The sequence below is a fragment of the Janthinobacterium saanense genome (assembly GCF_014200675.1).
GTDB lineage: Bacteria > Pseudomonadota > Gammaproteobacteria > Burkholderiales > Burkholderiaceae_D > Janthinobacterium.
On record NZ_JACHCI010000034.1, the window covers coordinates 21,354 to 31,390 of the forward strand.

Sequence of the window (10,037 nt, forward strand, 5' to 3'; positions counted from 1 at the left end):
CGAAGATGAATACAAACACCGGCACTGAAGTCCAGAACGTCCCAGATCTGATCGACGATTGCTGGAACCATATCGGCGTGGTCGGCGATCAAAGCTGCGTAAAACTGCCGGCCAACGTCCATTGCCGCAACTGCGATGTGTATGCGGATGCCGCCCAGCGCAATCTGCAGCGCCCCGTCGACGCCCACTACCAGCAGGAATGGGCCAGCCATTTCCGCGCCGTCAGCGATGGCGGCGCAGTCAAGGACAGTTCCGCGCTGGTGTTTCGCATCGGCCGCGAATGGCTGGCGCTGCCCACGCAGGTGTTCGACGCGGTGGCGCCGCAAGCGCGTACCCACGTGCTGCCGCACCGCAGCGGCGGCGGCCTGTCGGGCATCGTGAATATCGGCGGCAAACTGTATCCCTGCATGTCGCTGGCCACCTTGCTGGGCATCGATGAACAGGGCGCGCCTGCCGCCCGCGGCCGCCACATTTTCGCGCGCCTGCTGCTGCTGCGCTGGGAAGACCAGTCCTACGCGCTGCCGGTGGCCGACCTGCATGGCATCGTGCGCTATGCAGCGAGCGATGTGCACGCGCCGGCAGCGACCATCAACAAGGGCCTGTCGCGCTATCTGTCGGGCGTCATCACCGAAGGCGAGCTGCGCATCGGCTGTCTCGATACCGCGCTGATCGGCTTTCAACTTGCGAGATTATTACGATGAGCCAGGACAAGCAGGGCGACCTGAGCGCCTTTTCCATGCTGGACCTGTTCCGCATGGAGGCCGACAGCCAGACGCAGATCCTCACCGACGGCTTGCTGGCGATGGAGCGCCATGCGGGCGACGCCGCCGCCGTGGAGCCGATGATGCGCGCCGCCCACTCGATCAAGGGCGCGGCCGCCATCGTCGGCCTGCAAGTGGTGGTGCAGCTGGCGCACGGCATGGAAGACAGTTTTGTCGCCGCCCAGCACGGCCGCTTGAAACTGACGCCGGAGCGTGTCGACGTGCTGCTGTCCGGGGTCGACCTGATCGTGCAATTGTCGCGCCTGGACGACGCCGGCGCCGAAACCTGGCTGGCCGCCAACGCGGCGCAGATCGACAGCGTGCTCAATGCCATCGCCGGTATCGCCGACCTGCCCGAGCTGCCTGCCTTGCCTGCCATGTCCCTTGCGGCAGAACCGGCGCTGGCGCTGCCAGCCGAGATACAGGAAGCGTTGGCGGGCGATGAAGTACTGAACACCGCGCCGCGCGCAGTGGCCGGCGCAGCTGCCAAGGCGCCCGCGCAAAACTTCGACCGCCTGCTGTCGCTGGCCAGCGAATCGCGCATCAATGCGCACCAGATGCATCCGTTTATCGGCGCGCTGCAGCGCTTCAAGCGCAACCAGAGCAGCCTGTTTTCCGCCATCGAGCAGCTGCACGAAGCGATCTCGCGCTCGGGCGACGCGGGCCTGATGGAAAAATCCCTGCTGGCGCTGCAAAAGACGCAGCCATTAAAGCAGTTCATGCTCGAGCATATCGCCGATATCGAAAGCTACGAGCGGCGCCTGCTGGCCGTCTCGCAAGGCATGGTCGATGAGGTGCTGGCGCTGCGCATGCGCCCTTTCCGCGATGGCATCCACGCGTTTCCGCGCATGGTGCGCGACCTGGCGCGCAGCCTGGGCAAGGAAGTGCAGCTGGAAATCGATGGCGAAGACACGCTGGTCGACCGCGACATCCTGGCCAAGATTGAAAGCCCGCTGAACCACATGCTGCGCAACGCCATCGACCATGGCATGGAAACGCCATATGAACGCATCGAGGCGGGCAAGGCGCCGCTGGGCACCATCCGCATGGAAGCGCGCCACCGCGCCGGCATGCTCAGCATCGAGATCAGCGACGATGGCCGTGGCGTCGACCTGGAAAAAATCCGCCAGTCCGTGATAGCCCGCAAGATGGCCAGCCCCGTGATGGCGGCGGCCTTGTCGCCGGGCGAGCTGCTGGAATTCCTGTTCCTGCCCGCCTTCAGCCTGAAGGCGACGGCCAATCAATTGTCCGGGCGCGGCGTGGGTCTGGACATCGTGCACGAAACCATACGCCAGCAAAACGGCACGGTGCGGCTGGAGTCCGAAACGGGACGGGGCTTCCGCGCCCTGATCACCCTGCCCCTGACGCAATCGATCGTGCGCGCGCTGGTGATCACGATCCAGGGCGAAGCCTACGCCATCCCCATCGTCAAGGTGGAAAGCGTGGTGCGCGTGCCGCAGGAAGCCGTCCACACTCTGGAAAACAAGCAGTTTTTTGAACTCAAGGGTGAGCACCTGGGCCTGGTATCGGCGGCGCAGGTGCTGGAACTGGGCGAGGCGAATGCGGGCGGCACCGACTTGCCGGTGGTGGTGATCGGGCGCGGCAAGCAAAGCTACGCGCTGGTGGTCGACGCCATCCGCGGCGAACAAAGCCTGGCCGTGCAGGCCATCGATCCTATCTTCGGCAAGATGCGCGACATTTCCGCCGCTGCCCTGTTGGATGATGGCGAGCCGGTGCTGATACTCGACGTGCCCGACTTGCTGCTGTCGATAGAAAAACTGCTGCACGAAGGCGGCCTGCGCCAGCTGACCCAGGCCGGCCACGCCGAACAGCGGCGCGCCAAGCGTGTGCTGGTGGTCGACGATTCGCTGACGGTGCGCGAGATGGAGCGCAAGCTGCTGCTGGCGCGCGGCTTCGAAGTCGATGTGGCCATCGACGGCATCGATGGCTGGAACGTGGTGCGCAGCGGCGAATATGATCTGGTGATCACCGACGTGGACATGCCGCGCATGGATGGCATTGAACTGGTGACGCTGATCAAGAAAGACTTGCACTTGCACAAGCTGCCGGTGATGATCGTGTCGTACAAGGACCGGCCGGAAGACCGCGCGCGCGGCCTGTCTGCCGGCGCCGATTTTTACCTGACCAAGGGCAGCTTCCACGACGAGACCCTGCTCGACGCGGTGGCCGACCTGATAGGAGATGCGCGTTTATGAGTTGGGACTTATGAAAATTGCAATCGTTAACGACGTGGCCATGGCGGCCGAAGCGCTACGCCGCGTGGTCGCCAGCACCCAGGAACACCAGGTACTGTGGATCGCACGCACGGGTCTCGAAGCGGTACGCATGTGCCAGGACCATCGCCCGGACCTGATCCTGATGGATTTGAACATGCCAGAGATGGACGGCGTCGAGGCGACCCGCCTGATCATGGAGCAAAGTCCCTGCGCCATCCTGGTCGTCACCGGCCGTCCGCAAGATAACGTCAACCAGGTCTTTCGCGCGCTGGGCGCCGGCGCACTCGACGTCACCGCCACGCCTGTGCTGCAAGGAAAAGTTGGTGGCGATAGCGAATTGTTGACCAAAATCAAGACAATCGGCAAGCTGATACGGCATAGTGCTGAAAGTTCGCCCATACGCCAGGCAAATGGTTATGGCGGTGAACGGGGCGAAGGACAAGTGACTACCCTGGTGGCGATCGGTGCTTCGACCGGCGGGCCGTCGGCCGTGGCCAAGGTATTATCGGGCTGGACGGCGCCACCCGGCTGCGCCATCGTGGTGGTGCAACATATTGATGAAACCTTTGCCTCGCACTTTGCCAAATGGCTGGATGATCAACTGAGCATGCCGGTACGCGTGATCGGCGAAGGCGATGAACTGGTGTCCGGCGCGGTGCTGATCGCGAAGACCAACGATCACCTGCTGCTGGATCAAAATTATCGCCTGGGTTACGATGCAGCACCGCGCGATTATGTGTATCGCCCATCGGTCGACGTTTTTTTCAATTGCGTGGCCCAGCATTGGCGCGGCGAGGCGATCGGAGTGTTGCTCACAGGCATGGGGCGCGATGGCGGCGACGGCTTGCTGGCCATGCGCCGCGCCGGCAAGGCAACTATCGCGCAAGACCAGGCCAGCAGCGCGGTGTATGGCATGCCCCGTGCGGCGGCTGAACTTGATGCCGCACAGCAAATCCTGCCCTTGGACAAGATCGGCGCCAGCCTGCGCAACCGCCTTGGCGCCAAACTCAACAATGGGTATGAGCCTGCCCCCTAACATCTGAAAAGAATGCAATGCCCGAATTTTCCTCCAGCCTGCCCCAGTACGAACCCGCCCTGACGGAATTCAAGGTCAGCGTTCTGCTGATTGACGACCAGTTGATCATCGCCGAAGCCATACGCCGCATGCTGAGTGATCAGCAAGACATCGAATTTCACTATGTTACGGATGCAACGCAGGCGCTGGATACGGCGCTGCGGCTGCAGCCCACCGTGATCCTGCAAGATCTGGTCTTGCCCGGCACGGATGGCTTCGCCCTGATCAAGCTGTACCGCGAACAGGAAGCGCTGGCGCACGTGCCCGTGATCGTGCTGTCGGCCAAGGATGACCCGAAATTGAAGGCCTACAGCTTTGCCGTGGGCGCCAATGATTACGTGGTGAAACTGCCAGACAAGCTGGAATTGCTGGCGCGCATACGCTATCACTCGAACGCCCATATCAGCCGTTTGCAGCGCGACCAGGCGTTTCGTTTCTTGCGCGAAAGCCAGAAAAACTTGGCCGACGCCAATATCGAATTGCAAAAACTGGCTGCCCTCGATGGCTTGACGGGGATTGCCAACCGCCGCCGCTTCGATGAAACCCTGCATTTCGAATGGCAGCGGGGCCAGCGCGACAAAGCTCCATTGAGCCTGCTGTTTTGCGACATCGATCACTTCAAAAGCTATAACGACCAGTTCGGCCATCTGGCTGGCGACCTGTGCCTGAAAAAAGTCGCCGCCGTATTGACCGAACATTTAAAACGCCCGGCCGACCTGGCTGCCCGCTACGGCGGCGAGGAATTCGCACTGATCCTGCCGGAAACAGAACTGGCCGGTGCGCTGCAAATTGCCGAAGCCTGCCGCCGCCAGCTGGAGGGCATGCAGATTGAAAACCCCGCAGCGGGGACCGGCATCGTCACCATGTCGATCGGCGTGGCCACCGTCGTGCCCTCGCCGAAATCGACAGTGGAAGCATTGATCAACCGCGCCGACCAGGCCCTGTACACGGCCAAGCGCGGCGGGCGCAACAGCGTACTGAGCGCTGAAGAGACCGGCGACTGATTTTTAACCGCAAGAAAGGCAAGCATGAGCACAAAGTTGGAGCATGTCAGCGTCGTCAAGAAGTCGAATATCTATTTCGACGGCAAGTGCATTTCGCACAATGTCATCTTTCCTGATGGCACGAAAAAAAGCGTGGGCGTGATTTTCCCATCCTCCCTGCGTTTCAACACGGGCGCGCCGGAAACCATGGAAATCGTCGCCGGCCTGTGCAAGGTACGCCTGGCCGACACCACCGAATGGCATAGCTATGGCGCGGGCCAGGAATTCAAGGTAGCGGCAAACAGCTATTTTGATATTGAAACTATCGAGACCCTGGACTACGTCTGCCACTTCGGCTGATTACACGAACACCGGTTCGGGCGACAGGCGCACGCCATATCTGGCCTCGACATCGTCCTGTATCGCCTCGGCCAGCCGGGTAATGTCCGCGCCACGAGCGCCGCCATTATTCACCAGAACCAGCGCCTGTTTGGGATACACTCCCACGTGGCCCAGGTTCTTCCCCTTCCAGCCGCACTGATCGATCAGCCAGCCAGCAGCCAGTTTTTCCGTGCCGTCAGGCTGCGCATGGTGCACCAGCGCCGGGAAACGTTCCAGCAAGGCTGCGCATTGCTCATGCGACACCACCGGATTCTTGAAGAAACTGCCCGCATTGCCGATCACGGCAGGATCGGGCAATTTGCGCCGGCGTATGGCCATCACGGTATCGGCCACCTGCTGCGGTGTTGGTGCCTCCAGATGCTGTTCGGCTATGGCTTGCGCCAATTCGCCATAACGCAAATTCGGCTGCCACTCGGCGGGCAAGGCAAACGTCACTTCCAGCACGATCAGCTCACGACCGTCGGCCTGCTTGAATATGCTGTCGCGGTAGGCAAAACGGCAAGCTTCGCTATCCATCTCATACACGATGCCGCTGGACGTATGCATGACGGTCACCTTGTGCAGGACATTCTTGATTTCCACGCCATAGGCGCCGATATTCTGGATAGGCGCGGCGCCCACCGTGCCGGGGATCAGCGACAGGTTTTCCAGGCCGCCCACGCCTTGGGCCAAGGTCCATTGCACGAACTCGTGCCAGTTTTCACCGGCCGCGGCCGTGACCAGGATGGTATCGAGCGTGGCTTGCGCCAAACGCATGCCGCGCGTAGCCATATGCAATACAACGCCGGGAAAGTCGCCGGTCAGCACGATGTTGCTGCCGCCGCCCAGGATCAGGCGCGGCATGCCGGCCAGCACGGGATCATGCATGGCCGCCTGCAGTTGCGTCGTCGAGGTAATACGCACATAAGCTGCGGCGCTGGCCTCGATACCGAAGGTATTGAGGCGCTGAAGAGAGTAATTGTGTTCGATGGTGAGCTCTGAAGACATGGGATAAGGAATTTTTGCTCGATTATAGAGCTAAAGCGACAAAAAACCATCTCAGGACAAGGGCGGTTCGCCCGTTGTCCGTTAAAATGTCGCATCTTTAACGAGGCCGTTTCAAGGCGCCAGCTCAGGCGCCAAGGCCCAGCGCGCCGAGCGCGCGCTCGCTTTAACCAGAAAGGAATAGACCATGCCGTCATTTGACGTAGTCTCCGAAGCCGATATGATCGAAGTGAAAAATGCTGTCGAACAATCCAACAAGGAAATCTCGACCCGCTTCGATTTCAAGGGCAGCGATGCCCGCGTAGAACACAAGGAAAACGAACTGACCGCATTTGCGGATTCGGATTTCCAGCTCAGCCAGGTACGCGACGTGCTGACGAATAAATTGACCAAACGCAAGGTCGATGTGCGTTTCCTCGACGAAGGCGACATCAAGAAGATCGGTGGCGACAAGGTCAAGCAAGTCATCAAGATCAAGAATGGCATCGAAACGGATGATGCGAAAAAAATCGTGCGCGTCATCAAGGACAGCAAGATGAAAGTGCAAGCCAGCATCCAGGGCGAATCCGTACGCGTTACCGGCGCCAAGCGCGACGACCTGCAGGCGGCCATGGCCATGCTGCGCAAGGACGTGCCTGACATGCCGCTCGAGTTTAACAACTTCCGCGACTGATCAAACAAGGCTGCTGTGCCCGTATGGCGCAGCAAGAGAACCGCGCACCGCCTCGGGCTGCCTTCCCGCTTGGGGTAGAATTGGGGCTGCGCAAAGCTGCATGCCGCGCGCCGGCAAGGGTCAACCTTGCTGGCGCGACAGTACATCTGGCTCAGTGATAACCACGGTAGTCTAAGGATAGCAATGAAACGTGTTGATGATTTCCGCCTGCGATTTGGCAAAAAAGAGTATGTGCCCATCATGATAGGCGGAATGGGTGTGGACATTTCCACCTCGGAGCTGGCGCTGGAAGCAGCCCGGCTGAACGGTATCGGCCATATTTCCGATGCCATGGTGGAAGATGTGTCGGACCGCCGTTTCGACACCACTTTCGTCAAAGACAAAACGAAACTGTACAAATTCAACATCAATAATAGCGACAAGGCCGTGGTGCAGTTCGACCTGGGCCGTTTGGCCGAAGCGCAGCGCCTGCATATCGGCAAGACCATGGAAGCGAAAAAAGGCGATGGCCTGATCTTCGTCAATTGCATGGAAAAGCTGACCATGAATGGCCCGCGCGAAACCTTGCGCGTGCGCCTGAATGCTGCGCTCGACGCCGGCATCGATGGCATCACCCTGTCGGCCGGCCTGCACTTTGGCTCGTTCGCCCTGATGGCCGACCATCCGCGTTTCCGCGATGCCAAGCTGGGCATCATTGTCTCGTCCGTACGGGCCCTGCAGATTTTCCTGCGCAAGAACGCCAAACTGGACCGTTTGCCCGACTTCATCATCGTCGAAGGTCCACTGGCCGGCGGCCATCTGGGCTTCGGCATGGACTGGGCCAATTACGACCTGCACACGATTACCCTGGAAATCCTGGCTTACCTGAAAACCGAACAGCTGGACATTCCGCTGATCGCCGCCGGCGGCATTTTCACGGGCAGCGACGCCGTGTCCTTCCTGGAAGCAGGCGCGGCCGGTGTGCAAGTGGCCACTCGCTTCACCGTCACCCATGAGTGCGGCTTGCCAGCCAAGGTCAAGCAGGAATACTACAAAGCGTCGGAAGAAGACATCATCGTCAACGGTATCTCGCCGACCGGTTATCCGATGCGCATGCTGAAAAACACGCCAGCGATCGGCGCCGGCATCCGTCCAGGCTGCGAATCCTACGGCTACCTGCTCGATGCAACCGGCAATTGCGCCTACATCAATTCGTACAACCGCGAAGTGGCGGCCCATCCGGAACAAAAAACCGTGGTGGTGATGGACAAGACCTGTTTGTGCACCCATATGCGCAACTTCAATTGCTGGACCTGCGGCCATTACACCTACCGCCTGAAGGACACCACGCATAAGCTGGACAATGGTCAATACCAGATCTTGTCGGCCGAACACGTCTTCAAGGACTACCAGTTCAGCGTCGACAACCAGATCGCCTTGCCTGAAAAAGAAATTATTCAAGGCTGAAGTTTGTCCCTCTGAATGAAAAATGGCGCAGCCTTCACAGGCTGCGCCATTTTTTTATGCCTGTTGCATGAGCAACAGCATCTTTTCGATCTGCGCAAAGCGTGGCCGCTGCCATACTTCCTCTAGCAGACAGGCATCCCGCAAGGCCAGCAAATCTGGGGGACATTCTTCGCCATGTGCGATCAACTCAGCAAGCAAGACACCAAAGGCCCGCGCTTCGATTCCTTGCAACATCTCCGCCTGCAAAGAGCCCGGATCAAACATGGAGGCGGCGCCAAAGTCGCCCAGCAGGCAAGCTCCCTCATCCGCATGCAGAATGTTATGGCCATACAAGTCGCCATGCAGGATGCCGTGTGCATGCAATTGCCGCACAGCCGAAGCGATGCCATGGGCCAGTGCCAGGACTTGCTGCAAACTAAAACGCAGGCCATCGGCATACACGTCGCGCGTGCAGGACTCCAGGCTCGGTGGCCCGGCCAGATTGCGGAAAGCAGGATCAATCAAGGGCATGACCAGGCCCATCGCGCCTTGCGGATGGCTGGTGACCGTGCCGAGGATGGGTATCAGGTGATCATGCTGACCCGCACTGATACAGGCGGCCATCTCACTGCGCGGCAAGCCATCGCTGGTCATGCTGCCCTTGAATACTTTCACGGCCACATCATGAGCATCAAGTTGCGCCTGGTAAATCACACCCGAGGCGCCCTCGCCAAGTTGCTGCCCCAGTTGCAAACGCTGCCAGGCGATACCAGGGATATCCGCTTGCTCCAGGGCCAGCACTTCGCGCGCTTCAGCTAGCGGGTTGCCTGCATACGCCAGCCAGCTCAGGCGCGGCAAGCACAACAGCCATTCAGGCAATACCGTCAAGCGGTTCGCAGCGATACGCACCAGTTCCAGGCGCGTACAGGTGGCAAGCGAAGCTGGCAAGGCAGTAAGTTGATTTCCCGCCAGCATTAACTTCTGCAATTGCGTGCAGCGGCCGATTTCCTCGGGCAAGGCGGTGATCGCATTATCGGTCAGGGTCAGCCAGCGCAGCCTGGGTGGCAACGATGCTGCGGGCACCGTATGGATTTGATTCGCCTTGAAACCGATCATGCTCAGTTCAGGGCAAGCCCCCAGCACGGGCGGCAAGACGGTGAACAAGTTGTCAGAACAAAACAGGATGCGCAGCTTGTGCAGGCGCGGCAAATCGTCGGGCAGGCTGCTCAGCTGATTACCGGACAGATCGAGAATTTCCAGGCTGTCCGCCAAGTCAAAGATTTCAACAGGGAAAGAAGTCAAGCCGCAGGCCAGTTTTAAACGGTGTATGCCCGTCAATCGGCCGGAACGCAGTTCTTCCAGGGTATGGGGAGCAGACATGGACAGCCTTTCAACGCATCAGGACGAAAAAAAACCCCACCGGATACCGGCGGGGTTTTTTTCTACTACGAATAACAAGCCTGACAATAACCTACTTTCACACTGGTTGCAGCACTA

General features: G+C 59.8%; 9 protein-coding genes. 7 read left to right on the top strand and 2 right to left on the bottom strand.

Annotated elements, in window-relative coordinates:
* Window positions 1-5: 5 nt before the first annotated feature.
* Genes HDE72_RS27040 through ppnP form a run of 5 tightly spaced genes read left to right on the top strand, consistent with a single transcriptional unit; the run spans window position 6 to window position 5,416 of the window.
* Window positions 6-701 (top strand): chemotaxis protein CheW, encoded by a 696-nt coding sequence (locus tag HDE72_RS27040; RefSeq protein ID WP_183748578.1) that lies wholly within the window; start codon window positions 6-8, stop codon window positions 699-701.
* Complete coding sequence (locus HDE72_RS27045; RefSeq protein ID WP_183748581.1) at window positions 698-2,977, top strand: hybrid sensor histidine kinase/response regulator; 2,280 nt, start codon at window positions 698-700, stop codon at window positions 2,975-2,977. The genes HDE72_RS27040 and HDE72_RS27045 overlap by 4 nt, the downstream gene beginning before the upstream one ends.
* Before the next feature lie 10 nt (window positions 2,978-2,987).
* On the top strand, window positions 2,988-4,034 hold the full coding sequence (gene cheB, locus HDE72_RS27050; protein ID WP_183748583.1) for a chemotaxis-specific protein-glutamate methyltransferase CheB: 1,047 nt from the start codon (window positions 2,988-2,990) through the stop codon (window positions 4,032-4,034).
* Between the two features lie 17 nt (window positions 4,035-4,051).
* Window positions 4,052-5,077, top strand: coding sequence for a diguanylate cyclase (locus HDE72_RS27055; RefSeq protein ID WP_183748586.1), 1,026 nt, complete (start codon window positions 4,052-4,054; stop codon window positions 5,075-5,077).
* Window positions 5,078-5,101: 24 nt separating this feature from the next.
* Window positions 5,102-5,416, top strand: coding sequence for a pyrimidine/purine nucleoside phosphorylase (gene ppnP / locus HDE72_RS27060; RefSeq protein WP_183748588.1), 315 nt, complete (start codon window positions 5,102-5,104; stop codon window positions 5,414-5,416).
* Here ppnP and murB read toward each other — a convergent pair whose 3' ends face one another.
* Window positions 5,417-6,445 carry a UDP-N-acetylmuramate dehydrogenase gene (gene murB, locus HDE72_RS27065; RefSeq protein ID WP_183748590.1) on the bottom strand — a complete coding sequence of 343 codons (1,029 nt, stop codon included), beginning with the start codon at window positions 6,443-6,445 and terminating at the stop codon, window positions 5,417-5,419.
* A gap of 184 nt (window positions 6,446-6,629) precedes the next feature.
* Here murB and HDE72_RS27070 point away from each other — a divergent pair, with 184 nt between their 5' ends.
* Together HDE72_RS27070 and HDE72_RS27075 are read left to right on the top strand one after the other, a co-directional pair.
* Window positions 6,630-7,115, top strand: a complete 486-nt coding sequence (locus HDE72_RS27070; protein ID WP_183748592.1) for a YajQ family cyclic di-GMP-binding protein — start codon at window positions 6,630-6,632, stop codon at window positions 7,113-7,115.
* Window positions 7,116-7,298: 183 nt separating this feature from the next.
* Window positions 7,299-8,561 (top strand): nitronate monooxygenase, encoded by a 1,263-nt coding sequence (locus tag HDE72_RS27075; RefSeq protein WP_183748594.1) that lies wholly within the window; start codon window positions 7,299-7,301, stop codon window positions 8,559-8,561.
* A gap of 54 nt (window positions 8,562-8,615) precedes the next feature.
* On the opposite strand, the gene HDE72_RS27080 is transcribed toward HDE72_RS27075, so the two are convergent.
* Window positions 8,616-9,920, bottom strand: coding sequence for a leucine-rich repeat-containing protein kinase family protein (locus tag HDE72_RS27080; RefSeq protein ID WP_183748596.1), 1,305 nt, complete (start codon window positions 9,918-9,920; stop codon window positions 8,616-8,618).
* Window positions 9,921-10,037 lie beyond the last annotated feature (117 nt).

Excerpts from the sequence above, each read along its gene's own strand:
- HDE72_RS27040 (WP_183748578.1), top strand. The coding sequence starts at position 6 with ATGAATACAAACACCGGCACTGAAGTCCAGAACGTCCCAGATCTGATC.
- HDE72_RS27070 (WP_183748592.1), top strand. The coding sequence starts at position 6,630 with ATGCCGTCATTTGACGTAGTCTCCGAAGCCGATATGATCGAAGTGAAA.
- cheB (WP_183748583.1), top strand. The coding sequence starts at position 2,988 with ATGAAAATTGCAATCGTTAACGACGTGGCCATGGCGGCCGAAGCGCTA.
- murB (WP_183748590.1), bottom strand. The coding sequence starts at position 6,445 with ATGTCTTCAGAGCTCACCATCGAACACAATTACTCTCTTCAGCGCCTC.
- ppnP (WP_183748588.1), top strand. The coding sequence starts at position 5,102 with ATGAGCACAAAGTTGGAGCATGTCAGCGTCGTCAAGAAGTCGAATATC.
- HDE72_RS27080 (WP_183748596.1), bottom strand. The coding sequence starts at position 9,920 with ATGTCTGCTCCCCATACCCTGGAAGAACTGCGTTCCGGCCGATTGACG.
- HDE72_RS27055 (WP_183748586.1), top strand. The coding sequence starts at position 4,052 with ATGCCCGAATTTTCCTCCAGCCTGCCCCAGTACGAACCCGCCCTGACG.
- HDE72_RS27045 (WP_183748581.1), top strand. The coding sequence starts at position 698 with ATGAGCCAGGACAAGCAGGGCGACCTGAGCGCCTTTTCCATGCTGGAC.
- HDE72_RS27075 (WP_183748594.1), top strand. The coding sequence starts at position 7,299 with ATGAAACGTGTTGATGATTTCCGCCTGCGATTTGGCAAAAAAGAGTAT.